Below are 24,325 nucleotides of genomic sequence, written 5' to 3'. Positions count from 1 at the left end.
GCGGCGACCATGATGGACACGGCGATGCTGATGGCGGCGGGGCTGGGCAAGCGGATGCGCCCCCTTACCGCAACGCGCCCCAAACCTTTGGTCAAGGTGGCCGGCAAGCCTCTGATGGATCACGCGCTCGATCGGCTGGAAGCCGGGGGCGTTCGCAAGGTGGTGGTGAATGTCCATTATCTCGCTGACACGGTCGAAGCCCATCTGAAGGCGCGCCGCTGCGGGATGGAGTTCACCGTTTCCGATGAGCGCGCGCAGCTGCTGGAAACCGGCGGCGGCCTCATGAAGGCGAAGCCATTGCTCGGCGATCAGCCCTTCTTCTGCGTCAACAGCGACAATTTCTGGGTCGATGGCCCGGCGGAAACCTTCGCCATGATGCGCCGCGTGTGGGATCCTGCGCGCATGGATGCGTTGCTGCTGCTTGTGCCGCAGGCCCGCGCCTATTGCCATAGCGGCATGGGTGACTTCAGGATGGACGCGGACGGCAGGCTGACCCGCCGGCGCGAAGGCCATGTCGCGCCTTTCGTCTATATCGGTATCCAGATCCTGTCTCCCGCATTGCTGGTCGATCCGCCGAGCGACGTCTTTTCCACGAATATCTTCTGGAACCGCGCTATCGCGGCGGGTCGTCTCTATGGCGTATCGCACCAGGGATTGTGGTTCGACGTCGGCACGCCCGCGGCGATCCCCGTGGTGGAATCCACGCTCGCTTATGGGTGAGCGCAGCCGGCCGGCCCTGTTCACCATCCCGGCGCATCGCGCCTTTGCCGATGCCCTGGTGACAGGGCTGCTCGCGCAGCATCGTGGCGATGTGATGGCGCTGGCGCAAGCCATGGTGCTGCTGCCCAACAACCGCGCCATTCGCGCGGTGCGGGACGCATTCGTGCGGCAATCGGGCGGGGGACTGCTGCTTCCACGCCTGATCGCGATCGGCGATCCCGATCTGGGCGAACAGGTCGGCGGCGCGTTGGACCCGCTGGGCGAAGAGGAGCCTATACCGCCCGCCATTGATCCGATGCGCCGTCAGATGCTGCTGGCGCGCATGGTGCAGGACGTGCGGCCGGAGGTGGATGCGGGGCAGGCGCTCCAGCTGGGCCAGGCCCTCGGCGCCGTGCTGGACCAGATGCAGGTGGAGCGCATTTCACCCCGCGCGCTGCGGGATATTGACCTTTCCGCAGACCTGTCACGCCACTGGCAAGTGTCTTTGACCCTGTTCGAGATACTGATCACGCGCTGGCCCGCCGAACTGGCGCGGATCGGTTGCATCGACCTTGCCGACCGGCGCAACCGGCTGTTCGATCGGCTTACGGCCCGATGGGCGCTGCACCCGCCTTCCGGTCCCGTGGTCACCGCTGGCATTTCGACCACGGCGCCGGCGATTGCCCGCCTGCTCCGCTGCATCGCTGAAATGCCCGACGGCATGGTGGTGTTCGCCGGACTGGACCAGCATATGGATGCCGATGCCTGGGATGCGATCGGCCCGTTCGACCCCGACCCTGCAACCGGGCAGCGCGTACCCGGCCATGAAAGCCATCCGCAATATGCGCTCAAGCAATTGCTCGACCGCATGAGCGCAACCCGCGACGATGTCGCGCAGTGGCGCTGGGGCAGCGAACATGATGCGCGCGCCGTGCGCGGGCGCAATATCTCCAACGCGATGCTGCCGCCGCGGCTCACCAGTCGCTGGCGCGACCTCAAGACCGCCGACCGATCTCTGGCGGGCGTCGAAGCGCTGGAAGTCGCGACGCCGGGTGAGGAGGCGCAGGCGATCGCTATCGCCCTGCGCGAAGTTCTGGAAACGCCGGCACGCACGGCAGCGCTGGTGACGCCGGATCGGCAGTTGGCAACCCGCGTATCGGCGCATCTCCGCCGCTGGGGGATCGACGCGGATGACAGCGCCGGGCAACCCCTGTCGCGCCTGCCGCCCGGGACGCTGCTGATTGCGATGGCCCAAGCGGTGGCCGAGCGGTTCGCTCCCGTGCCGCTGCTGACGTTGCTGAAACATCCGCTGGTGATGCGGGGCGATGCGCGGATCGCCTGGCTGGACGGGGTGCGCGGGCTCGACCTGCTGCTGCGCGGACCGCGCCCGCAGGCCGGGCTGCACGGCATAGACCTGGTGCTGCGCGCCCGTGACGACGACCGGCAGCGGACGCTGCGCGATCAGGTGCGCGCCTGGTGGCCGACCGCCCGGGCGTTGCTGGAGCCGCTGGAAACGGCTTTCGCCACCACCACCGGTCTTGCAGGGCAACTCGCTGCGTTGCGAGAAGCGGCCAGCCTATTGTCGGCGGAAGCGATCTGGGCGGGTCATCATGGTCATGCCGCCGCTGATCTGTTCGCGGACATGGAGTCAGCAGCGCCGGAGGGGCCGCGTCAGGCCGATGCGCGCGCGCTGCCGGCATTGCTTGACGATATGCTGCGCGGTCTTTCCGTGCGCCCTCCGCAAGGCGGGCACCCACGGCTTTCGATCCTGGGGCTTATTGAGGCGCGCCTGACTCAGGCCGATGTCATGATCCTGGGTGGGCTTAACGAAGGCGTTTGGCCCGGCTTGCCCGCGCCGGACCCCTGGCTCGCCCCGCGCATCCGGCGTGACCTGGGCCTGCCGGGACTGGAAACACGGATCGGGCTGGCCGCGCATGATTTTGCGGGCGCGTTGGGCGCACCGCGCGTGCTCATCACCCGCGCGCGGCGCGGCAGCGGCGGGCCGGCCGTGGCATCGCGCCTGTGGCTGCGCCTGAAAGCGATGGCAGGGCCGCAGTGGAAGACCGCAGATCGTTATGCGGCGATGGCGCGGGCCATCGATGCGCCGTTGGTTTACGGCCCAGCCAGGCGTCCCGCGCCATCCCCGCCGATAGCCGTGCGGCCCCATGTCATTCCGGTGACCGATGTCGACCGGCTCAAGGCCGACCCCTTCGCTTTCTATGCGCGCCGCATTCTGCGCCTGGCGCGACTCGATCCCGTAGACGCCGACGCCGGCCCGGCCTGGCGCGGCACCGCCGTCCATGAGGTTCTGCAACGCTGGGCGGAGGCCGGTACGCTTGATCCCACCGACCTGGAAGTGCGCGCGCGCGCCATGTTCGATCAGCCGGAAGTTCACCCGCTGCTCAAGGCTCTGTGGCAACCGCGCCTGATCGAATCGATCCGCTGGATCGCGGCGGAGGTCGCGCGCGACAAGTCGGAAGGGCGGACCATCATATCGGTGGAACAGGAAGGCCGTGCTGACGTCGCGGGGGTCACGCTGATGGGCAAGGCCGACAGGCTGGACCGGCTGGCGGATGGTCGGATCGGCATCATCGATTACAAGACGGGCAAGCCGCCCAGCGCGCGGCAGGTGAAGGCAGGCTTCTCGCTTCAACTGGGGCTGCTTGGCGTGATCGCGGAAATGGGCGGCTTCGACGGACTGGGCCCCGCGCCCGTGGCCGGCGACTTTGAATATTGGTCGCTCGCCAAAAAGGGGGACCAGTTCGGATATCGGGAACGGCCGGTCGATCCGCTGGGAAAACGCGACAAGATCATCACGCAGGAATTCACGGCGCATGCCCACGCCCATTTCGAAGGGCTGGCGAATGACTATCTGCTGGGCAGTGCGCCCTTCGTGGCGCAGCTCAATCCCGAAGTCGCCAACTATGGCGATTATGACCAGTTGATGCGGCTGGAGGAATGGTATGGCCGCGACGATGGGTAAGGCGCGCGCGCTTCAGAAATTGCTCGGCGATCAGGCACGGGCTGCCGGACCTGACGCCCATGTGTGGCTTTCGGCATCGGCGGGGACGGGAAAGACCCATGTCCTTACCGCGCGTGTATTTCGCCTGCTGCTCCAGGGGGTGCGGCCGGAGAATATCCTCTGCCTGACCTTCACCAAGGCGGGGGCGGCCGAAATGGCCGATCGCATCCATGATCGGCTGGCGGCGTGGGTCCAGATGGATGGCCCCGCGCTGGCGGCAGACCTGATGGCGCTGGGTGAGGATCATGGCCCGCAGATGCAGGATCATGCCCGGCGCCTGTTCGCCGAGGTGCTGGAGTCCACCGGTGGCCTGCGCATTCAGACGATTCATGGCTTTTGTCAGCAATTGCTGACAGCCTTTCCGTTGGAGGCTGAACTGGCGCCGGGCTTTCGGCCGCTGGATCAGCGCGAGCAATCGGCCCTTGCCCGCCAGACGCTGGCGGACGTGGTGGTGCGCGCGCAGGAAGAGGGCGACGACCCGCTCATGACAGCGCTCCAGTCGCTCAGCCTGCGCTTGGGCGAAGGCGGCGCGGAAGCTTTTCTGATGCGCTGTGCGGCACGGGGCGAGGCGCTGGGCGGCTTGCCTGCCCACATTGCACCATGGATCGCTGCCGAATTGGGGCTGCCGGATGGTGACGTGGACCAATGGTTGGCCGACCAGTGCCGCGACGACATATTCGATATGCGGGCGCTCGACTGGATCGTGCGCGCCAATGCCGATTGGGGCAAGGGGCGCGGGCTGGAACGGTGCGACCGCATCGCCGCCTGGCGGGCGCTCGATCCGGCGGGCCGCGCTGCGGGCCTGATCGAATTGCATCGCGCCTGGGCGAAGGCGGATGGCGACATCATCGATGCCAGGGGCTGGGTGCCGCCGATTGACGGCTATGGCGAGATGGCGGCGCGGTTGCACAGCCGGTGCGGCGAGCTGATCGCGCTCAAGCTGCGCGCCGATTACGCCGCGCTGCTCGCTCAGGCGCTTCATGCCGGGCGCGCCTATGCCCGCGAATATGCGACCGCCAAACGCCTGGCCGGCGCGGTCGATTTCGATGACCTGATCGCGCGTACGGCCGCGCTGCTGGAGCAGCCCGGCATCGCCGAATGGATACGTTACAAGCTGGACCAGCGGATCGACCATATATTGGTCGATGAAGCGCAGGACACCAATGCCGCGCAGTGGCGGATCGTCCGGACGCTGGCGGAGGAATTTTTCAGCGGCGCAGGGGCAAAGGGCGACAAGGTTCGGACCGTGTTCACGGTCGGCGATTTCAAGCAGGCTATTTTCGGATTTCAGGGCACCAGTCCCCAGAATTTCGCGGCTGCGCAATTGTTGTTCCAACGCGATGCGATGGATGCAGGTCACGATTTTCACAGCCTGTCGCTCGACCGTAGTTTCCGTTCGACGCCGGCGGTACTGGATGTGGTGGATCGCACCATCGCCACGCTGCGTGCCGAGCGGCTCGGCCTGGAGGCGGGCGAGGTCCATCATGACAGCGCCAATCGCCATCCGGGCGAAGTGACGTTGTGGAAGCCGGTTGTCGCCAACATGACCGAGGATGCGGACGGCGAGGAGGATTGGGCTGACGATCAGGAGCGCGTGCTGGCGCAGCGGATCGCGCGGCAGATAAAGCAGTGGATTGACAACGGCGTCATGCTGGAAAGCCGAGGCCGTCCGGTGCGGGCGGGCGATATCATGATCCTGGTGCGTCGGCGCAGCGAACTGGCACGACTGATCGTCGCGCGGCTTTATGAGGAGCAGGTGGCGGTTGCGGGTATTGACCGGCTGCGCCTCAACGCGCCGATCGCGGTGCGCGACTTGCTGGCGGCCTTGCGGTTCGCGGTTCAGCCGGAGGACGAACTCAACCTGGCGTCCCTGCTTGTATCCCCCTTGATCGGCTGGACCCAGGACGAGTTGATGAACCGGCTGGTTGGGCGCCGAACGGGGCTGTGGCGGCATCTGAACCAGACGCTGGACGATGAGGCGCTCGGGCCTTTGCGGAATCTGCTGGCGGTGGCGGACTTCTCGACGCCCTACCGCTATCTGGAAGCGATAGTGTCGGGGCCGATGGATGGCCGGCGCAAGCTGATCGCACGGCTCGGCGCGGAAGCCGCCGACCCGATTGAGGAATTGCTCAACGCAGCGCTTGCATTCGAACAGGACGATCATCCCTCGCTCCAGCGCTTCATCGACTGGTTCGACCGGGGCGAGGTGGAGATCGTGCGCGACGCGGCGGGGCAGGGGGATATGCTGCGGCTGCTGACGGTGCATGGCGCGAAGGGATTGCAAGCGCCGATCGTCATCCTGGCCGATGCGTGCCTGGACCCCGATGCGGGCAATCGCGCCGACATGCTGGAGTGGAATGGCCTCCCCATCCTGCCGCCGCGCAAAGCGGAGCGGCAAGGGCCCATCGGGGATGTGGCAGAGGAGGCGGCTCAAATCGAGCGCGAGGAGCATTGGCGGCTTCTCTATGTGGCGCTCACCCGGGCGGAGGAAAAGCTCGTCGTTGCAGGATCGCTGGGGCCGCGCGCCAAAGGCGAGGTCAAGCCGGAAAGCTGGTTTGCCGCTGTCGAAGGGGCGATGATATCGCTGGGCGCGCAGTGGGAGGCTGACCCCTTATGGGGCGCTGCCCGGCGCTGGCGCGGGGCGGAGCAATTGCCCTCCAAGGACGCGGCTGTCGAGGATGCGCCTGCCGATCTGGCTACCGACATGCCGTCTTGGCTGCGGCAGGCCGCGCCCGCCGAAGCCAGGCCCCCGCGGCCGCTGGCGCCCTCTGCTCAGGTGGAGGATGATGTTCCCTATCCTCCGCCTACTCCCGCGATGCGCGCGGCGGCCGAGAAAGGCCGGTTGTTGCATGCCTTGTTCGAACGACTGCCTGGCCTGGGCGCCAATCAGCGTGCATTCGCCGCCGACCGCTGGCTGGCGCAACGAGGGCTCATCGACGCAGACGAGCGCCAGCAGTTGATCGACCAGGCATTGCGGGTGATCGACGCGCCGGACTTCGCTGATCTATTTGGCCCTGGCGCGCTCGCCGAAGCGCCGATTGCGGCGGTGGTGGGGGAGGCGGTCATCGCCGGTACGGTGGACCGCCTGTGTGTCGCGGCGGATCGGGTGCAGTTCGTCGATTTCAAGACGGGGCGCGTCGCGCCATCGACGCTGGCGGACGTGCCGACCTCCCACCTGCGCCAGATGGCGGCCTATGCCGCCGCGCTTGGCGTGATCTTTCCCGGCCGCCAAATCGAGGCCGGATTGCTCTACACCAGCGTTCCGCGGCTCATCACCCTGCCGCCAGCGCTGCTCGCAGCGCACAAGCCGGGCTTTGTCGGTGCGCAGGGAATTTTGCCGCTCCCGCCCGTTGAGCCGGCGGCTCCGTCATCCTAGATATTGCGCCAAGCAAAGGAGATTTACCCATGGCCACCAAGGCAGTTACCGATGTCAGCTTTCAGCAGGACGTGATCGCCGCCGACAAGCCGGTGCTGGTCGATTTCTGGGCGGAATGGTGCGGCCCGTGTAAGATGATCGGCCCGGCCCTGGAGGAAATCTCCGAGGAACTGGGCGACAAGGTCACCATCGCCAAGATCAATATCGACGAAAATCCTGACGCTCCGGGCAAATATGGCGTGCGCGGGATTCCGACCATGATCCTGTTCAAAAATGGCGAAGTCAGCGCGACCAAGGTCGGCGCCGCCCCCAAGAGCGCGCTCAAGGGCTGGATCGAAAGCGTCCTGTGATGCTCTGATACGCGGCGCTCCGCCGCGTGTCGGCTGGGTAGAAAGCCGCGCCGTCAACGCTTTGACGGCGCGGCTTTTTTCATGGGCGTGGACAGCGAGTGCGACAGTTGCGCGCGGACTGCCAACTGTTCGGCTAGCCGTTGCAGCTGTCGCATTTGCTGTCGTGATTCAGCCGAACAATTGGCGCGCCGCCTGCTCCCAGAGGCGGGGAGAGGATGCACCCAGCAGGCCCCGGCGCAGATCGCCTACGACATAGGGCGTGCCGTCCAGCCGCTGGCAGCAGCCGCCCGCTTCATTGACGAACAATGTGCCGGCGGCATGATCCCAAGGCAGGGTGCGCGCGAAAACGGAGACGTCATTCTGGCCAAGCACCAGCCGGGGATATTGTTCGGCGGCGCAGCGGGGAATGTCCACCACGGCAAAGGCACCCTCGGCGCGTCTTTGAATGTCCGCCCGCTCCTCAGCCGTCATGAAATAGACTGCGAGCGCTGCGATCGGCAGGTCACCGCCGCTCTCTTTCGCGCGAACGGCTTGCCCGTCAATATGACTGCCGCCGCCCAACAGTGCGTGGCATAGCCGACCGGTCAGGGGATCTAAGATCCAACCCGCCAGGGTCGTGCCCGCGTCGGCGAGAGCAACCATGATCCCGAAAGGCGGATTGCCAGCTGCGAAATTGCCGGTGCCGTCGATCGGATCGATGATCCAGTTCAAACCTTCGCCCGCGCAGTCCAATATGGCGGGATCGGCCGCGCAGGCTTCCTCACCGATGATGCCAGCCTCCGGCAGGATCGCGCTCAATCCTTCGGACAGCCGCAATTCGCTCTCCTTGTCGGCGATGGTGACGAAATCATCCGCCGCCTTTTCGGCGATCTCATCGGCAGCCAGGTTGCGGAAACGTGGCATGACCACGTCGCGGGCAACTTGCCGCATCAGCGCAACAACGGGTTCGTGCAGATCCAAAAGCATCAGCTGCGATAGTCCGCGTTGATGGAGATATAGCCGTGCGTCAGATCGCAGGTCCAGATGGTCGCCCGGCCTTCGCCCAACCCCAGATCGACGCCGATTTCGATCTCCTGCCCTTTCAGATGCGCGGCGACCGGTGCTTCGTCATAGCCCTCGACGGCCAAACCGTTGGTAGCGACCTGGGTTGCGCCGAAGCGGATGGAAAGCCGGTCCCGATCGGCGGGTTCGCCGGCCTTGCCGATGGCGGCGACCACGCGCCCCCAATTGGCATCCTCGCCCGCTATCGCGGTTTTGACGAGGGGTGAGTTGGCGATCGACAAGCCGATGCGATGGGCGCTGTCGTCACTGGTGGCGCCTTCGACGCGGATTTCGATAAATTTGGTCGCGCCCTCGCCGTCGCGCACGACAAGGTGCGCCAATTGGCGGCAGAGGTCGGCCAGCGCCGCGGCAAAGGCATCCGCGCCCGGATCGTCCATTGAACGCAGCGCGGGATGGCCGGCCTTTCCTGTGGCGAAGGCAAGCACCGTGTCGCTGGTCGAGGTGTCGCTGTCGACCGTGATGCAGGAAAATGTGCGTGTGTTCGCGGCCGTCAGCATTTGCTGCAACAGCGCCGGTTCAATGGTGGCGTCGGTGAAGATGTAGCCCAGCATGGTCGCCATGTCCGGCGCGATCATGCCCGATCCCTTGATGATCCCGACCAAAGTCACCCGCCTGTCGCCGATCATTGCGCTGGTGTTCGCGCCCTTGGGATAGGTATCCGTGGTTCCGATGGTGATCGCGGCCTGCTCCCAGCCACACGGCGCTGCGGCGAAGGCGGCTTCAAGACCGGCTTCTGCCTTTTCTACGGGCAGTGGGACACCGATGACGCCCGTCGAGGAAATGAACACGTCCGACGGCAGGCAATCCAGATGATTGGCGACCTTGGCGGCGATCGCTTCCACGGCTGCGCGGCCGCGGCTACCGGTAAAGGCGTTGGCGTTGCCGGCGTTGACCACCAGCGCGCGCGCGGCCCCCAATGGGATGGCGTCGCGGCACCATTCGACTTCCGGCGATGGGCATTTGCTTTGAGTCGTGACACCGGCAACCGCCGTACCTGCCTCCAGTTCGACATAGGTCAGGTCAGCGCGCTCCCATGCCTTGTAGCCAGCACGAGCGGTGCGCAGCGTGACCCCGGCAATGGCTGGAAGGGAGGGAAAGGTGGCTGGGGCGAGGGGCGATCTGTCCATGGCGTCGCCATAGAATGCGTACCGACCGAAAGCCAGCCCGTGCCGTCGCTAAATGGCGATGCGACTGCGGACTTGCGTCGACGGCGGCGTCATGCTTGTCAGAGTTGATAGATGATAGGGTCGCACTGGATATGACGCATGTCGGCGGGGGCCGTTTCGCCTTTTATGCCAAGCGCTTTTCCCCGCGCAAGGCAAGTATCAGGCTGCGGGTTCTGGAGCCCCTGGCTGCGCTGCGCGAAGCAGGTCTGGGCGTCGCGCGCTATCCCCTGCTTCGTCGACCGATCGGTTATGACGTCGTCGTCATTTCCAAAGCTTTCGGCCGAGGCGCGATGAAGGTCGCGAAGGCAGCGGCTGCCGCGCGATCCAGCCTGGTATTCGACATTTGCGACAATCGTTTCGCCAATAATCGCTGCAAGAAATCCGCGCGCCATAGCCTGCGCACCAACCATCTGTTGGGCTGCGCGGACCTGGTGACGGTTCCGACAGAGCGGATGGGGCGTCTGCTGATTCAGTCGGTCCCTGAAATCAGCGATCGCGTGCGGATCGTCCCGGACATGCTGGACGACATGTCCGGGCATGCGGTGCGGTTGTCGGTGATCGACAGGTGGCGGCTCGGGCAGCTCGACGACTTTCTCGCCCGGCATGGCGATGCGCTGCATTGCGTGTGGTTTGGCAACAATATGCCCGGGATCGCGGGTTTATGCCAATTGCACGATCGGATTGCGGAGCTTGAGCGCTTCGCGACGCGGCATCCCGTGACACTCACGATCATCAGCAACAAGCCTGCCCTATACCGCAGGGCATCGATGCACTGGGGCATTCCGCATCATTATATCCCATGGGCGCTGGCAAGCTTCCCGCATGCCCTGCGCCGCCATCGTGTCGCCGTCATCCCAGTGCCGCAAAATGATTATACCGCGGGCAAATCCATTAACCGGCCGGCGACGGCGATGATGGCGGGGCTCGGCGTCATCGCGGATTCGATCGAATCCTACGAGGAATTGCGGCCTTTCATCGTGTTGGACGACTGGCAGGCGGGGCTTGCCCGCTATGCGCTTGACTGGGCAGGCGAACGGGACCGCCTGGCGGCCGGACAGGCGCACCTCAACGCGCACTATGGGCGGACGCAGATCGCCCAGCGCTGGGCAGAGGTATTGCGCGAGGCTGAAGCGCGTCGAAACATGCAGGGCTGACAGGCATTTAGTATCCCGTAGGCCCACGCCGAATTGACGCGCGCCCGGCCGATGCCTATTTGCCGCTCAATTGTTTGCGGCGTGGCTTGTTGCGCCCTTTTGTCTTTTCGCTCAGGGAGAGCTCATGTTCGGCGCACTCGCCAAATCCATTTTCGGATCGTCCAACGAACGCTATGTCAAGTCGCTGGGCAAGATCGTCGAGCGGATCGCTTCCTTCGAGCCATCAATCGAAGCGCTGAGCGATGAAGATCTGGTCGCGCAAACGGTCCGTTTCCGCGAACGGCTGGCGGCGGGCGAGACGCTGGACGACCTGCTGCCCGAAGCCTTCGCCACCGTGCGCGAAGCGTCGAAGCGCGTTCTTGGCATGCGGCATTTCGATGTGCAGATGGTGGGCGGCATCGTCCTGCATCGCGGCGAGATCGCCGAAATGCGCACGGGCGAGGGCAAGACGCTGGTGGCGACACTGGCCACCTATCTCAATGCGCTGGAGGGCAAGGGCGTCCACGTCGTCACGGTGAACGACTATCTTGCCAGCCGCGACTGCGATTGGATGGGCCAGGTCTATCGCTTCCTTGGGTTGACCACGGGGGTTATCGTGCCCAACCTGTCCGAGGACCAGCGGCGCGCGGCCTATGAGGCCGACATCACCTATGCGACCAATAATGAACTCGGCTTCGATTATCTGCGCGACAACATGAAGTTCGACCGCGGGTCGATGGTCCAGCGCCCGTTTAATTACGCGATCGTCGATGAGGTGGATTCGATCCTGATCGACGAAGCGCGCACGCCGCTTATCATCTCCGGGCCGACGGACGACAAGTCCGAGCTCTATGTAGCGGTCGATGCGATCGTGAAGCAGGTCACGGACGCTGATTATGAGAAGGACGAGAAGCAGCGTAGCGTCACGCTGACCGAAGACGGCACGGAAAAGATCGAGCGGTTGCTGGAGCAGGCCGGGCTGTTGCAGGGCGCCAACCTCTATGATTTCGAAAATACCGCCGTCGTCCATCATGTGAACCAGGCGCTGCGCGCGAACGTCATGTTCCGCCGCGACATCGACTATATCGTCAAGGACGGCAAGGTCGTCATCATCGACGAATTCACCGGTCGCATGATGGATGGGCGCCGCTGGTCCGATGGCCTGCACCAGGCGGTGGAGGCGAAGGAAGGCGTCAATATCGAGCCGGAAAACCAGACGCTCGCTTCCATCACCTTCCAGAATTATTTCCGCATGTATCCCAAGCTTTCGGGCATGACGGGCACCGCTGCGACCGAAGCGACGGAATTTTATGAAATCTACAAGATGAACGTCGTCACCATCCCGACCAATCGGCCGGTGCAGCGGGTGGATGAAGAAGATACGTTCTACAAGAATCTGGAAGACAAGTTTCGCGGCATCGCCCGGACCATCAAGGTCCATGCCGAAAAGGGTCAGCCCGTGCTGGTCGGCACCGTGTCGATCGAGAAATCGGAAATGCTGTCCGAATTCCTTAATCAGGAAGGCGTCAAGCATGCGGTGCTCAACGCCAGATTCCATGAAAGCGAAGCGCATATCGTCGCCCAGGCGGGCCGCAAGGGCGCCGTGACGATTGCGACCAACATGGCGGGTCGTGGCACCGACATCAAGCTGGGCGGCAATCTGGAGATGCGCGTCGAGGACGAACTGCGCGACATGCCCGAAGGTCCAGACCGCGACGCGGCCATCGCCCGGATTGAAGCGGAGATCGAAGTCGAGAAGCAGGAGGTGCTGGATTCCGGCGGCTTGTTCGTGCTGGCGACCGAGCGGCACGAAAGCAGGCGCATCGACAATCAGCTGCGCGGCCGTTCGGGTCGTCAGGGCGACCCGGGCCTGTCGCGCTTCTACCTCAGCCTTGACGATGACCTGATGCGCATCTTCGGCCCGGACACGATGTTCGCCAAGATGATCCGTTCCAACCTGGAGGACGGAGAGGCGCTGCCGCCATCCAAATGGCTCAGCAAGGCGATCGAGACCGCGCAGAAGAAGGTCGAGGCGCGCAATTACGACATCCGCAAGCAGGTCGTCGAATATGACGACGTGATGAACGACCAGCGCAAGGTCATCTACGAACAGCGCAGCGACATCATGGATGCCGATACGGTGGACGATGTCGTCACTGATATGCGGCACGAAACGGTCAACGACCTGGTCGGCGCATCCTGCCCGCCCGGCACCTATCCCGAACAATGGGACATGGAGCGACTGAAGGCCCGCACTGCGGAGATTTTGGGGCTGGAGCCAGACTTTGACGCGTGGCTCGCCGAGGACGCGGTCGATCCCGAAATGATCGAGGAGCGGCTGGTCGCGATGGCGGACGCTGCGGTTGCCGAGAAGGTCAAGGAAATCGACGCGGCCGATTGGCACATGATCGAAAAATCGATCCTGCTCCAAAGTCTCGATCATCATTGGAAGGAGCATCTTTCCACGCTCGACGCGCTGCGTCAGGTCGTCCATTTGCGCGCCTATGCGCAAAAGACGCCGATCAACGAATATAAGCAGGAAGCCTTCGCGCTATTCGAGCGGATGCTGGAAAATATCCGCGAGGATGTGACCGGGTCGATCGCCCGCGTGCAGTTCCGGATGGAGCAGCCGCCGATGGAGGATTATGCGCTTCCCGTATTGCCGGATTTCATCACGACGCATATCGACCCGTTTTCGGGCGAGGATAATAGCGCCGATATCGATGCTGGGCAGACGGGCAGCATAACGACGACCATCCCGCGCGCGCCTGCGCCGCCGGTGGCGGGCGAAGACTTCACCAATATGGACATCAGCCGCAATGCGCCCTGCCCCTGTGGTTCGGGGCAGAAATACAAGCATTGTCACGGCGCGCTCGCCTGATGTTCTCTAAACGGCGCACATTTGCTGCGCCGTTAACCACGTGGCGTAAGCGTTCATAAAGGATCGAGCGCGAATCTGTGCCTATTCCGGGGGGCGAACCGGGAGAAGAATATGGAACAGGCCGTGTGTCGAGCCCGAGCAGAACGGAGGCGCGAGCAGCGTTTTGCCACCGAAGTGTCGGCTATGCTCAATTGGGAGGGCACGAGCCAGCCCGTCCAGATCCGGAATATCTCCATCTATGGGGCGCTGGTGAGCGGCGCGTGGCTGCCAGTGGTAGGCGAACGCGTGACATTGATCGCCGATCATCTGGAAGTATGCGGCACGGTAATCTGGAACGGCCCGGATCGGTGCGGCCTGCTTTTGAGTCACGCAGTCGATCCGCAGGCCATCGTCTGCCAAGCCGACCACCAAGTATCAGTGGAAAGCTCGGCCCTCACTTTGCAAGAAGTGTCACCCGGCCATTATGCCTGAAAAGACCGCAGCCGACTGAAAACTGGCGGACAGGGTGGGATTCGAACCCACGGTGGGCGTGAACCCACGGCGGTTTTCAAGACCGCTGCCTTAAACCACTCGGCCACCTGTCCCTGGCGCGCTTCCTAGCGCGGAATGCGCGGTTGCCAAGCGTAAAAATCATGGTGCTCGGTTCATCGTCTTCTGGCTGCGATGGTTCGATAGGGGGTTTCGCGGCCGCCATGGCCTGTGCAACAACAGTCGCATGCGAGATTCTTTGCGCTCAACTCTTTCGGCATTGTGGGTCGCGGTTGCGACCGCTTCGGTCGGCGCTGCAACGCCCGTACCCGCGGTCGCTCAAACTAGTGGCGACTTTCGTTCCTATCTGGAAAGCCTGCGGCCGCAGGCGCGAGCAATGGGGATAAGCGAGGCGACGCTCAACGGCGTCTTTTCAGACCTGACGCCCAACCCGCGCGTCATTGAACTCGATCAGAACCAACCGGGTGGGGGCGCCTATGCGCCGATCCCGAATTTTCAGCCCTATCGCGTCAAGCATGTCGATGCAGCGCGGATCAGCCGCGGCCGCACCGCCTATCAGGCCAATCGCGCCCGGCTGGCGCGCATCGAAGCGGAAACGGGCGTGCCCGAGGAAATCATGGTCGCTATTTTCGGGCATGAGACCAATTATGGCTCCTATACCGGCGACTTTGATCTGATCCGTTCGCTGGCGACGCTGGCCTGGGAGGGGCGCAGGCGGACGCTGTTCGAACCCGAACTGCTCGCTACGCTCAAAATGCTGGACAATGGCGTGCCGCGCAGCCGACTGGTGGGCAGTTGGGCCGGGGCGACCGGATATCCGCAATTCCTGCCCAGCGTCTATCTGCGGCTGGCCAAGGACGGCGACGGCGACGGCAAGGCCGACATCTGGACCAGCGAGGCCGACGCCCTGGCGTCGATCGCCAACTATTTCGTGCAGTCCGGCTGGCGACGTGGCGAGCCATGGGGCGTCGCGGTATCCGTGCCATCCGGGCTTAATCGCGGGTCGCTCGCCGCGCGCACCAACCCGCCGCGTTGTCCCCGCGTGTTCAACCGTCACAGCCGCTGGATGACCATGGGTGAGTGGCGGCGGCTCGGACTGGTGCCGGAAAGCGGGCGCTGGCCGGCCGACACGATGATGGCGACCTTGCTGGAACCCGATGGCCCCGGCAAGACTGCCTATTTGTTGACCAGCAACTACCGGGCGATCCTGGATTATAATTGTTCGAATTTTTACGCCTTGTCGGTCGGATTGCTGGCGGATGCGGTCAAACAATAAGGCGCTGGCCGCCCTGATCGCGGCGGCATTCAGCGCGATGGCCGCCATTGCTGAAGCGCAGCCTGCCGCCATGGTCGAGGATCAACCTGTCCTGCTGGGCGAAGCCTATAATGTGGCGGGTGTGCTTTACCGTCCTGCCGATCCTGCCGCCTATGATGAGGTAGGCTATGCCGCCGCGATGGCGGAGGGCAGCCAGGGCGCGAAGACGGCCAATGGCGAGGCCTTCGCGGCTGACGCGATCACGGCCGCGCACAAGACGCTTCCGCTGCCCAGCTATGTCGAAGTGACGGCGCTGGACAGCGGGCGCACGATCCTGGCGCGCGTGAATGATCGCGGGCCGATGCGCAATGATCGCCTGATTGGCCTGTCTCCAGGCGCGATGGCGCAATTGGGGCTTGCCGGTCCGTCCGCTGCGGTCCGCGTGCGGCGCGTCAATCCACCCGGTCAGGATCAGGTCGCGCTGCGCTCCCACCAGCGCGCAGCCGAACGGTTGGAAAGTCCGCCAGCATTGCTCAAGGTGCTGCGCGAAAAATTACAGCCGTCCCGCTCGCCTGTAACCCAATCGACAAAAGAGGTACTGGCGTCCAAAGCGGCAGCGTCCGGGAGACCTGGCGCGACGTTCGACCCCGCGCCCGCTGATCTCAAGCCGGCCGCGCCCCCGGTGACGCCGGCGGCGGCTAAGCCGGAAAAGGCGCCGGGCCGCTACTATGTACAGGTCGGCGCCTTTTCCTCGCGCGCCAATGCCCAAAGGCTGGCAAAGCGGATCGGCGCGCAGGTGGAGCCGGGGGGGTGGACTATGGCGCGTGCGCTATGGTCCCTACACCACCCGGCAGGCGGCGCAGGCCGGTGTTCGCGCTGCCGCCGCGCAGGGCTTTGCGAATATGCCCATCATGGCTAAGGACGAGCCATAGCTTCAGGCCGCTTCAAGCGAATCCATCCAGTCGAAGGCAATTGTTCCGATGAAGAAATCCCTCGCAATGCTCCTGGCCGCAGGCTTGGTCGCCCAGCCGGTGATCGCGGCCGCGCCGCCCTACACGACCGAGGCGCCGATTGCCTATATGAAGGACCTGTCGTCGGGCGCGGTGTTGTACGACAAGGGCGGGGAGACGCGTATTCCGCCCGCGTCGATGGCGAAGATGATGACCGCGCATGTCGCCTTTCGCCTGATCCAGAAAGGCGATCTCAAGCTCGACACGAAATTCACCGTGCGGCCCGAAACCTGGCAGCAATGGCATGGCCCGAAAGCGGGATCGACCATGTTCCTCTCCGCAGGCGAGCAGGTGTCGGTCGAAAATCTGCTGCATGGCATCGTCACCCTGTCTGGCAATGACGCCTGCGTCGTGCTGGCAGAGGGTATTGCCGGGACCGAGCAGGCCTTCGTCGCGCTGATGAATGAGGAGGGCAAGCGCCTGGGCCTCAAGAACAGCCATTTCGGCACCAGCAATGGCTGGCCGGACGAAGGCGTGACCTATGTCACGGCCGAGGATCTGGCCACGCTCGCCCAGGCGACGATCGAGGAGACGCCCGACCTTTATAAGCGTTTCTATGCCACCAAGTCCTTCACCTGGGGCCAGACGATGGGCGGTTCGGCGATCGAGCAGGCCAATCGCAATCCTATATTGGGCAAGATCGCGGGCGCCGATGGCCTGAAAACCGGTCATACCGAAGAAGCCGGCTATGGCTTCACCGGGTCGGCCGAGCAGGATGGCCGCCGACTGGTAATGGTGGTCGCAGGTCTCAACAGCTTCAACGGCCGCATCAAGGAATCCGTCCGCTTCATGGATTGGGGCTTCAAGGCGTGGAAGGCCCAGCCGCTGTTCAAGAAGGGGCAGACCGTCGAAACCGCCGAAGTGCAGTTGGGAAGCGCTACCAGCGTTCCCCTGGTCGCGCCTCAGAATCTGGCGGTCACGCTGCCGCGCACCGCTTCGGCGGACGTGAAGGTCAAGGTCGTCTACACCGGTCCGATCAAGGCGCCGATCGCCAAGGGACAGCAGATCGCACAGCTTATCGTCCAGACCCATGATACCGCGCCGCAGGTCATGCCGCTGGTCGCGGGCGAGGACGTTGCCGAGGCAGGCGTTTTCGGTCGGCTCTGGAACGGCCTGAAGTCGCTGTTCGGGTGACGACCGGCCGGTTTATCTCGCTGGAAGGCGGGGAGGGTGCGGGCAAGTCGACGCAACTGCGTGCGCTGGCCCGGACCTTGCGAGAGCGAGGACTTGATGTGCTAGAAACCCGCGAGCCGGGCGGCAGCGACGGGGCGGAGGCCATCCGCACCTTGTTGCTGACCGGCGGCGCGGACCGATGGAGCCCGCGCGCCGAAGCGTTGCTGTTCGCGGCGGCGCGGGCGGATCATATCGAAAAGACGATCCGCCCGGCACTCGCGCGCGGCGCGTGGGTATTATCCGACCGCTTCCTGGATTCAAGCCGCGCCTATCAGGGGCAGGGGGAGTTGAGCGACAGCGACATAGTGGCGCTGCATCGTATCGGCAGCGCCGATTTTCTGCCGGACCGCACGTTGGTGCTGACCCTGCCCGATGCCGTAGCGGCCGATCGCGCGAGGGCGCGCGATGGCGATCATGTCGATCGGATCGGCGGTCGCGACAGCCGCTTTCATCATGCCGTTGCGGATGCCTTTGCGCGCTTTGCCGCCCAGGAGAGCGAGCGGGTCCGCGCTATCGACGCAAGCGGCACGACGGAGGCAGTGACGCAGCGTCTGGTAGACGCTCTGGCCGACCTGCTACCGTGATTCTGCCCATCGGCCATGAAGCGCAGGCGCGCATGCTGTTGGCGCAGGCCCAAAGCGGACGAATGCACCATGGCTGGATTTTCGCCGGCCCCAAAGGCATCGGCAAGGCGAGCTTCGCGCGCGCTCTGGCGTTGCGGCTGCTTGCAGGCGCGGCTGGCCCTGCTATCGAAGGTGACGGGCTGGCGGTGCCGGAGGATCACCCGATCCGCCGGCTGATCGAAGCGACGGCGCATCCCGATTATGCCGAGTTGGCGCCGATCGAAAAGGATGGCGTCACCGCCCGCAACATCAGCGTCGATCAGGTGCGGGGTTTGCAACGGTTGATCCAGTCGGCACCGTCGCTGTCGCCGCGACGGATCGTGGTTGTCGACAGCGCTGACGACCTGGAGCGCGGGGCGGCCAATGCGTTGCTCAAGACGCTGGAGGAGCCCCCTTCGGACATGCTTTTCCTGTTGGTCAGCCATGCGCCGGGGCGCTTGCTGCCGACGATCCGGTCGCGCTGCCGGACCTTGCGGTTCGACGCGCTGAACGATGCGGCGATGCGACGGGCGCTGATCGAAGCGCAGCCGGGCCTGTCTGACGTTGAAATGACGGCCCTGGTCCACGCTGGCGAGGGGTCGCCAGGTCAGGCGATGCGCTTTGCCGGCCTCAATCTTGCTGAAATCGAAACGGCGCTCGGTGAGCTTGCGACGGGGGCAGACGAAGGCGACAGCAAGAGGCTGGCGCTGGTCAAGGCGCTTTCGGCCAAATCGGCCAAAGCGCGCTATGAAGCCTTTCTGGAGCGTGCGCCTGCGTTCATCGCGCAGGCTGCGCGCCAGCGGCAGGGACAGGCCCTGGGGGAAGCGCTCGATCATTGGGAGCAGGCGCGGCATCTGGCCGGGGGCGCGGTGATCCTGTCTCTTGATCCCGCCGCCGTGGTGTTCGAACTGGCCGGTCATGTCGCGGCGCTCGCGCCCCGGCGCTGAAAAGCGACTTTGCGCGGGCGCGATCAGCGGTTAGGGAAGCGCCATGTCGAAACCCTTCACCATTACCACCGCCATTTCCTATCCCAATGGCCGCCCGCATATCGGCCATGCCTATGAAGTGATCGCCACCGATGCGATCGCGCGGTTCCAGCGGATGATGGGACGCGATGTCTTCTTTCAGACCGGCACGGATGAGCATGGGCTAAAAATGGCGCAGACGGCGCGCGCGCGAGGCATTGAACCGCGTGCACTCGCTGATGAAATGGCGGGCTATTTCAAGGTGATGAACGAGGCGCTGAATATCAGCCATGATCGGTTTATCCGCACGAGCGAACCCGATCATCATCGCGCCAGCCAGGCGATCTGGCGAGCGATGGAGGCGAATGGCGACCTGTATCTTGGACGTTACGAAGGCTGGTATTCGGTTCGGGACGAAGCCTTTTACGATGAGAAGGAATTGATCGAGGGGGAGGGTGGCGCGAAGCTGTCGCCGCAGAACACCCCGGTCGAATGGACCGTCGAGGAAAGCTGGTTCTTCCGCCTGTCCGCTTATCAGGACAAGCTGTTGGCGCTGTACGAAAGCCAGCCCGATTTCATCCAGCCCGAAAGCCGCCGCAACGAGATCATGCGCTTTGTCGAAGGCGGGCTGTCCGACCTCAGCATTTCGCGCACCAGTTTCGATTGGGGCGTGCGCGTGCCCGATGCCGACGGGCATGTCATGTATGTCTGGGTCGACGCACTGACCAACTATCTGACTGGCTGCGGTTATCCCGACGACGCCGAACGGATGGCGCGCTATTGGGCCGAAGGCGGCGATATCACCCATGTCATCGGCAAAGATATCGTGCGTTTTCATGCCGTTTATTGGCCAGCTTTCCTTATGAGCGCGAAGCTGCCCTTGCCGAAGCAGATATTCGGCCATGGCTTCGTCCTCAATCGTGGGGAGAAGATGTCGAAGTCGCTCGGCAATGTCGCAGATCCCATGGAATTGGCGGACCGGTTCGGCGTGGACCAGCTTCGCTATTTCCTGCTTTCAGAAGTGACGTTCGGGAATGATGGCAGCTATAGTGCGGAGGCGATCATCGCCCGGTCCAACAGCGATCTGGCCAACAGCTTCGGCAATCTGGCGCAGCGCACGTTGAGCTTCATCGCGAAAAACCTGGACGGGCGCTTGCCTGAACCAGCGGCTATGGAGGTGGATAACGCGCTGTTGAGCGGTATTGCCGATGCCTGCCGGATATTCCAGGATGCGATGAACGCTCTGGCGCCTTCGGTGGCGATCGAAGCGTGGATGCGCGCCGTTTTTGCCTGCAACGCCTATATCGACGCCCAGGCGCCATGGGCGCTGCGCAAGACCGATCCGGCCCGGATGGAGGCGGTGCTTGCCACCCTTTATGAGGCCATCGCAAGCCTTGCCGTGATGATTCAGCCGGTCATTCCTGCAAGCGCGGCCGCTTTGCTGGACCAGATGGGCATTGACGCCGATGCGCGCGGCTATGAGCTGATCGGCTCCGATTTCTATGCCGCGCAGCGCGCCTCAGGCTTCGCATTAAGCCCGCCCAAGCCGCTGTTCCCGCGCCTTGAGCTTGTAGAAACGGAGGGCTGAGCGGTGCTGATCGACAGCCATTGTCATCTCAATTACAAGGGCTTGATAGAGGATCAGAAGAATGTGCTGGAACGTTCGCGGGCGGCCGGCGTGGACCTGATGCTCAACATCGCGACCCGCGAGAGCGAATGGGACGCGGTTTTGGGCACGGCGGTGCGCGAACCCGACGTTTGGGCGACGGTCGGCATTCACCCGCATGAGGCCGATGAACATCCCCATGTCGACACCGCCAAGCTGGTGGCGCGCGCTTCGCACCCGCGCGTGGTAGGTATTGGGGAAACGGGACTCGATTATTATTATGACCATAGCGACCGGGAGCGGCAGCAACATAGTTTCCGCGCGCACATTGCCGCCTGTCGTGAGACCGGCCTGCCGTTGATTGTTCATACCCGTGACGCTGAAGACGATACCATCCGCATCATGCGCGACGAAATGGAGCAGGGTCCTTATAGCGGCGTCATCCACTGTTTCACGGCGAGCGGGGCCTTTGCCGACGCCGCGATGGCATTGGGCTTCTATATCAGCATATCGGGTATCGTGACGTTCAAGAGCGCCAGGGATTTGCAGGAAACGGCGGCGCGATTGCCGCTCGACCGATTGCTGGTGGAAACCGACTCGCCCTTTCTTGCTCCGGTGCCACATCGGGGAAAGCCGTGCGAGCCGGCCTATGTGGCTGACACTGCCCGCTTTCTGGCGGCGTTGCGAGGCGAGAGCGTGGAGCAACTGGCGGCGGCGACGTCCGCCAATTTTCGCACGCTGTTCTCGAAGGTGGCATGAGCCTGAAGCTGACCATGCTGGGTAGCGGCACCTCTTCAGGCGTGCCGCGTATCGGCAATGACTGGGGCATTTGTGACCCCAGCGAGCCGAAAAACCGGCGCACTCGGGTATCCATCCTGGTGGAAAGCGCGACGACGCGCATTCTGGTGGACACATCGCCTGACATGCGGGCGCAATTGCTGAGCGCGGATGTCGCGCATATCGACGCGATCCTGTGGACGCATGATCATGCCGATCATTGCCACGGGCTGGACGATGTGCGGCAGCTTTATCATCATCGTGGAACGCCGGTGCCCGGCTATGCCCGTGCGCAAACGCTGAAATTACTGAAGCAGCGGTTCGCCTATGCGTTCGAGGGGCGGCAAGGTTATCACCCGACCATCGCCGCGTGCCCGCTGGATGATTCATTGCGGATCGGCGACATCGACATCTCCTGCGTCGATCAGCCCCATGGTGCTATCTATTCGACCGGCTTTCGGTTCAGTCATGGCGGAAAGTCGATCGGCTATGCGACGGATTTTCATGTCATAACACCCGAAATGCTGGCTTTATATGATCAAGTGGACATCTGGGTTGTGGATGCGCTGCGCGAAAAGCCGCATCCTACCCACCCGCACCTGGCCATGACGCTGGAAGGCATCGCGGCGGCGCGGCCGGGACGGGCGATCCTGACGCATATGGACCAAAGCATGGACTATGCCACGCTTTGCCATACACTGCCCCGGGGCGTGGAACCCGGTTACGACGGGCTGGTGGCAGATTTGGGCAAAAATGTGCGGGAGAACTGATGGACGGGACGGGTCAGGCGGCTTCGAGCATCTGGTATCTGCTGGCGCTGGTGCTCGTCGGCTCGGCGCTGGTTGGACGGCGGCTCGCGTGGAGCAGCTTATGGCGCATGGCGTTGCTGTGGGTCGCAATCTTTGCGGCATTGCTCGGCCTGTTCAAATTTGCGCAGGCTAGCGGGTATCTCACCGGCCGCTGGGCGGAGGAGGGGGGTGTAGCTACTCCAGCCGACGCGCCTGCCGCCATGCCGCAGGCGCTGACGGAGGGCCAGAGATTGCGGATCCCGGTTGCGCCGGACGGGCATTATTGGGTCGAAGGCCGGATAAACGGCGCGCCGGCGCGCTTTCTGATCGACAGTGGCGCGACCATCACGGCCTTATCGGAATCCAGCGCTCAGGCGTCCGGGCTGAATTATGATGTAGCCGCGCCGGGCGTTATCATGACGACCGCCAATGGTCGGGTGGAGGCGCGGCGATCCAATGTCGCGACCCTCGCCATCGGGCCGATCCGCGCGAGCGATCTGCCAGTCGTGGTCTCGCCCGCATTTGGTGATGTCAATGTCATCGGGATGAACATGCTTTCGCGCCTCAAAAGTTGGGGTGTGCAGGATGGCGAAATGGTGCTGACGCCATGACGGAGAGCCATGCAGCACCCAGTCAGCGCCAGAGGCTGAAGGCGATTATCGGCGGATCCACCGGGAATCTGGTCGAATGGTATGATTGGTATGCCTATTCCGCCTTCACGCTCTATTTCGCGCCGCATTTCTTCCCCAGTGAGGATCGCACGGCGCAATTGCTGAGTGCGGCGGGCATTTTCGCGGTCGGATTTCTGATGCGGCCGATCGGCGCCTGGCTGATGGGGGTCTATGCCGACCGCCATGGCCGCAAAAGCGGCTTGACCTTGTCCGTGGCGCTGATGTGCGCCGGGTCTCTGCTGATCGGCGTGACGCCAGGTTATGAGACGATCGGCGTTGCCGCGCCGATGCTGCTGGTGCTTGCCCGGTTGATGCAGGGGCTTTCGATCGGTGGCGAATATGGCGCAAGCGCGACCTATCTATCGGAAATGGCCGGTCGAAATCGCCGGGGTTTTTTTTCCAGCTTCCAATATGTGACGTTGATTGCCGGGCAGCTGGTGGCGATTTGCGTGCTGCTGATCCTACAGGCCAGCCTGACGGTGGAGCAACTCGATTCCTGGGGCTGGCGGATACCCTTTTTCATCGGTGGCGCGCTGGCGATTATCGTCTTCTGGCTGCGACGGGGCCTGTCGGAAACGCAAAGCTTTGCCAATGCCAAGGCCGAGGGCGCGCCCAAGTCTGGCTTCGTCGAATTGATCACACGCCATCCGCGCGAGACGATGACGGTGATGATGCTAACGGCTGGCGGGACGATCGCCTTTTATGCCTACAGCATCTACATGCAGAAATTTCTGGTGAACACCAGCGGCCTGACCCGCGAGGCCGCGTCTCAAATCAATGCAGTGACGTTGTTCCTATTCATGTTGCTTCAGCCGGTCGCGGGGGCAGTGTCGGACCGCATCGGTCGCAAGCCGCTGATGATCAGCTTTGGCGTGCTTGGTGTGATATGCACCTATCCGATTTTTTCCACGCTTGCGCAAACGACCGATCCGATGGTTGCCGGATTGCTGGTCATGGCGGGGCTGCTGATCGTTACCGGCTATACGTCGATCAACGCCGTGGTGAAGGCTGAGCTGTTTCCGGCGCATATCCGCGCGCTGGGGGTGGCGCTGCCTTATGCCTTGGCCAATACGCTGTTCGGCGGCACGGCCGAATTCGTCGCCTTGTGGTTCAAACAGGCTGGCATGGAGGAAGCATTCTACATCTATGTCAGCATCATGATCGCCATATCGCTGGCCGTCTATGTGTGCATGCGCGACACGGCAAAGCACAGCCAAATATTAGAGGATTAAAGCGTATGCGGACGACGAAAGGGACAGCTCGACAAAGGCATCCCTCGCCATGGGACTTTACATAATAT

19 protein-coding genes, 1 tRNA gene and 1 pseudogene are annotated in these 24,325 nt (G+C 63.6%); 18 read left to right on the top strand and 3 right to left on the bottom strand.

Annotation, left to right across the window (positions count from 1 at the left end):
* Positions 1-9 precede the first annotated feature (9 nt).
* Genes B2V90_RS22820 through trxA form a run of 4 tightly spaced genes read left to right on the top strand, consistent with a single transcriptional unit; the run spans position 10 to position 7,447 of the window.
* Positions 10-720 carry a nucleotidyltransferase family protein gene (locus B2V90_RS22820; protein ID WP_228222792.1) on the top strand — a complete coding sequence of 237 codons (711 nt, stop codon included), beginning with the start codon at positions 10-12 and terminating at the stop codon, positions 718-720.
* Positions 713-3,682: a double-strand break repair protein AddB gene (gene addB, locus B2V90_RS22815; protein WP_293923203.1), complete on the top strand. Its 2,970-nt coding sequence runs from the start codon at positions 713-715 to the stop codon at positions 3,680-3,682. The genes B2V90_RS22820 and addB overlap by 8 nt, the downstream gene beginning before the upstream one ends.
* Positions 3,663-7,097, top strand: coding sequence for a double-strand break repair helicase AddA (gene addA, locus B2V90_RS22810; protein ID WP_228222790.1), 3,435 nt, complete (start codon positions 3,663-3,665; stop codon positions 7,095-7,097). Before addB ends, addA begins: the two co-directional genes overlap by 20 nt.
* A gap of 29 nt (positions 7,098-7,126) precedes the next feature.
* The gene (trxA, locus tag B2V90_RS22805; protein WP_009821630.1) at positions 7,127-7,447 is read left to right on the top strand and encodes a thioredoxin TrxA; all 321 of its coding nucleotides are present in this window, start codon (positions 7,127-7,129) and stop codon (positions 7,445-7,447) included.
* A 168-nt stretch (positions 7,448-7,615) separates the two neighbouring features.
* Here trxA and B2V90_RS22800 read toward each other — a convergent pair whose 3' ends face one another.
* Both B2V90_RS22800 and argJ read right to left on the bottom strand, forming a co-directional pair.
* Complete coding sequence (locus B2V90_RS22800; RefSeq protein WP_228222789.1) at positions 7,616-8,413, bottom strand: inositol monophosphatase family protein; 798 nt, start codon at positions 8,411-8,413, stop codon at positions 7,616-7,618.
* Positions 8,413-9,636 carry a bifunctional glutamate N-acetyltransferase/amino-acid acetyltransferase ArgJ gene (gene argJ, locus B2V90_RS22795; RefSeq protein ID WP_228222788.1) on the bottom strand — a complete coding sequence of 408 codons (1,224 nt, stop codon included), beginning with the start codon at positions 9,634-9,636 and terminating at the stop codon, positions 8,413-8,415. Before argJ ends, B2V90_RS22800 begins: the two co-directional genes overlap by 1 nt.
* Before the next feature lie 131 nt (positions 9,637-9,767).
* Here argJ and B2V90_RS22790 point away from each other — a divergent pair, with 131 nt between their 5' ends.
* The 3 genes from B2V90_RS22790 to B2V90_RS22780 all read left to right on the top strand — a co-directional run bounded on the left by B2V90_RS22790 (position 9,768) and on the right by B2V90_RS22780 (position 14,160).
* On the top strand, positions 9,768-10,829 hold the full coding sequence (locus tag B2V90_RS22790; RefSeq protein ID WP_228222787.1) for a hypothetical protein: 1,062 nt from the start codon (positions 9,768-9,770) through the stop codon (positions 10,827-10,829).
* Positions 10,830-10,953: 124 nt separating this feature from the next.
* The gene (gene secA, locus B2V90_RS22785) at positions 10,954-13,689 is read left to right on the top strand and encodes a preprotein translocase subunit SecA (protein ID WP_228222786.1); all 2,736 of its coding nucleotides are present in this window, start codon (positions 10,954-10,956) and stop codon (positions 13,687-13,689) included.
* Between the two features lie 111 nt (positions 13,690-13,800).
* Complete coding sequence (locus B2V90_RS22780; protein WP_228222785.1) at positions 13,801-14,160, top strand: PilZ domain-containing protein; 360 nt, start codon at positions 13,801-13,803, stop codon at positions 14,158-14,160.
* Positions 14,161-14,183: 23 nt separating this feature from the next.
* Here B2V90_RS22780 and B2V90_RS22775 read toward each other — a convergent pair.
* Positions 14,184-14,273, bottom strand: a tRNA-Ser gene (locus tag B2V90_RS22775).
* 131 nt (positions 14,274-14,404) lie between these two features.
* Between B2V90_RS22775 and B2V90_RS22770 the strand changes: the two genes are divergently transcribed.
* The 11 genes and pseudogenes from B2V90_RS22770 to B2V90_RS22720 all read left to right on the top strand — a co-directional run bounded on the left by B2V90_RS22770 (position 14,405) and on the right by B2V90_RS22720 (position 24,257).
* Entirely contained in the window at positions 14,405-15,454 is a 1,050-nt protein-coding gene (locus tag B2V90_RS22770) for a lytic murein transglycosylase (protein WP_228222503.1), read from the top strand.
* Positions 15,438-16,190 (top strand): annotated as a pseudogene (locus B2V90_RS23070) (septal ring lytic transglycosylase RlpA family protein); the annotation flags it as partial. The gene B2V90_RS22770 and the pseudogene B2V90_RS23070, both read left to right, overlap by 17 nt.
* A complete protein-coding gene (locus B2V90_RS23210) occupies positions 16,162-16,365 on the top strand; it encodes an SPOR domain-containing protein (protein ID WP_323132802.1) in 204 nt (67 codons plus the stop codon). The pseudogene B2V90_RS23070 and the gene B2V90_RS23210, both read left to right, overlap by 29 nt.
* 48 nt (positions 16,366-16,413) lie before the next feature.
* Complete coding sequence (locus B2V90_RS22755) at positions 16,414-17,577, top strand: D-alanyl-D-alanine carboxypeptidase family protein (protein ID WP_009821638.1); 1,164 nt, start codon at positions 16,414-16,416, stop codon at positions 17,575-17,577.
* A complete protein-coding gene (tmk, locus tag B2V90_RS22750; protein ID WP_009821639.1) occupies positions 17,574-18,200 on the top strand; it encodes a dTMP kinase in 627 nt (208 codons plus the stop codon). The genes B2V90_RS22755 and tmk overlap by 4 nt, the downstream gene beginning before the upstream one ends.
* Positions 18,197-19,165 carry an AAA family ATPase gene (locus B2V90_RS22745; protein WP_228222502.1) on the top strand — a complete coding sequence of 323 codons (969 nt, stop codon included), beginning with the start codon at positions 18,197-18,199 and terminating at the stop codon, positions 19,163-19,165. The genes tmk and B2V90_RS22745 overlap by 4 nt, the downstream gene beginning before the upstream one ends.
* Positions 19,166-19,208: 43 nt before the next feature.
* Complete coding sequence (metG, locus tag B2V90_RS22740) at positions 19,209-20,771, top strand: methionine--tRNA ligase (RefSeq protein WP_228222501.1); 1,563 nt, start codon at positions 19,209-19,211, stop codon at positions 20,769-20,771.
* Between the two features lie 3 nt (positions 20,772-20,774).
* On the top strand, positions 20,775-21,548 hold the full coding sequence (locus B2V90_RS22735) for a TatD family hydrolase (RefSeq protein ID WP_009821642.1): 774 nt from the start codon (positions 20,775-20,777) through the stop codon (positions 21,546-21,548).
* On the top strand, positions 21,545-22,336 hold the full coding sequence (locus B2V90_RS22730) for an MBL fold metallo-hydrolase (RefSeq protein WP_228222500.1): 792 nt from the start codon (positions 21,545-21,547) through the stop codon (positions 22,334-22,336). The genes B2V90_RS22735 and B2V90_RS22730 overlap by 4 nt, the downstream gene beginning before the upstream one ends.
* The gene (locus B2V90_RS22725; protein WP_228222499.1) at positions 22,336-22,965 is read left to right on the top strand and encodes a retropepsin-like aspartic protease family protein; all 630 of its coding nucleotides are present in this window, start codon (positions 22,336-22,338) and stop codon (positions 22,963-22,965) included. The genes B2V90_RS22730 and B2V90_RS22725 overlap by 1 nt, the downstream gene beginning before the upstream one ends.
* Complete coding sequence (locus B2V90_RS22720) at positions 22,962-24,257, top strand: MFS transporter (RefSeq protein ID WP_228222498.1); 1,296 nt, start codon at positions 22,962-22,964, stop codon at positions 24,255-24,257. Before B2V90_RS22725 ends, B2V90_RS22720 begins: the two co-directional genes overlap by 4 nt.
* Positions 24,258-24,325 lie beyond the last annotated feature (68 nt).

Origin of the sequence: Sphingobium sp. UBA5915, from assembly GCF_002431195.1 — a bacterium.
Lineage (GTDB): Bacteria > Pseudomonadota > Alphaproteobacteria > Sphingomonadales > Sphingomonadaceae > Sphingobium > Sphingobium soli.
This window is presented reverse-complemented; position numbering and strand designations above follow the sequence as displayed.

What these genes read in the sequence shown, in the direction of transcription:
- B2V90_RS22820 (WP_228222792.1), top strand. Translation starts at nt 10, where the DNA reads ATGATGGACACGGCGATGCTGATGGCGGCGGGGCTGGGCAAGCGGATG.
- addB (WP_293923203.1), top strand. Translation starts at nt 713, where the DNA reads ATGGGTGAGCGCAGCCGGCCGGCCCTGTTCACCATCCCGGCGCATCGC.
- addA (WP_228222790.1), top strand. Translation starts at nt 3,663, where the DNA reads ATGGCCGCGACGATGGGTAAGGCGCGCGCGCTTCAGAAATTGCTCGGC.
- trxA (WP_009821630.1), top strand. Translation starts at nt 7,127, where the DNA reads ATGGCCACCAAGGCAGTTACCGATGTCAGCTTTCAGCAGGACGTGATC.
- B2V90_RS22800 (WP_228222789.1), bottom strand. Translation starts at nt 8,413, where the DNA reads ATGCTTTTGGATCTGCACGAACCCGTTGTTGCGCTGATGCGGCAAGTT.
- argJ (WP_228222788.1), bottom strand. Translation starts at nt 9,636, where the DNA reads ATGGACAGATCGCCCCTCGCCCCAGCCACCTTTCCCTCCCTTCCAGCC.
- B2V90_RS22790 (WP_228222787.1), top strand. Translation starts at nt 9,768, where the DNA reads ATGACGCATGTCGGCGGGGGCCGTTTCGCCTTTTATGCCAAGCGCTTT.
- secA (WP_228222786.1), top strand. Translation starts at nt 10,954, where the DNA reads ATGTTCGGCGCACTCGCCAAATCCATTTTCGGATCGTCCAACGAACGC.
- B2V90_RS22780 (WP_228222785.1), top strand. Translation starts at nt 13,801, where the DNA reads ATGGAACAGGCCGTGTGTCGAGCCCGAGCAGAACGGAGGCGCGAGCAG.
- B2V90_RS22770 (WP_228222503.1), top strand. Translation starts at nt 14,405, where the DNA reads ATGCGAGATTCTTTGCGCTCAACTCTTTCGGCATTGTGGGTCGCGGTT.
- B2V90_RS23210 (WP_323132802.1), top strand. Translation starts at nt 16,162, where the DNA reads ATGTACAGGTCGGCGCCTTTTCCTCGCGCGCCAATGCCCAAAGGCTGG.
- B2V90_RS22755 (WP_009821638.1), top strand. Translation starts at nt 16,414, where the DNA reads ATGAAGAAATCCCTCGCAATGCTCCTGGCCGCAGGCTTGGTCGCCCAG.
- metG (WP_228222501.1), top strand. Translation starts at nt 19,209, where the DNA reads ATGTCGAAACCCTTCACCATTACCACCGCCATTTCCTATCCCAATGGC.
- B2V90_RS22730 (WP_228222500.1), top strand. Translation starts at nt 21,545, where the DNA reads ATGAGCCTGAAGCTGACCATGCTGGGTAGCGGCACCTCTTCAGGCGTG.
- B2V90_RS22725 (WP_228222499.1), top strand. Translation starts at nt 22,336, where the DNA reads ATGGACGGGACGGGTCAGGCGGCTTCGAGCATCTGGTATCTGCTGGCG.
- B2V90_RS22720 (WP_228222498.1), top strand. Translation starts at nt 22,962, where the DNA reads ATGACGGAGAGCCATGCAGCACCCAGTCAGCGCCAGAGGCTGAAGGCG.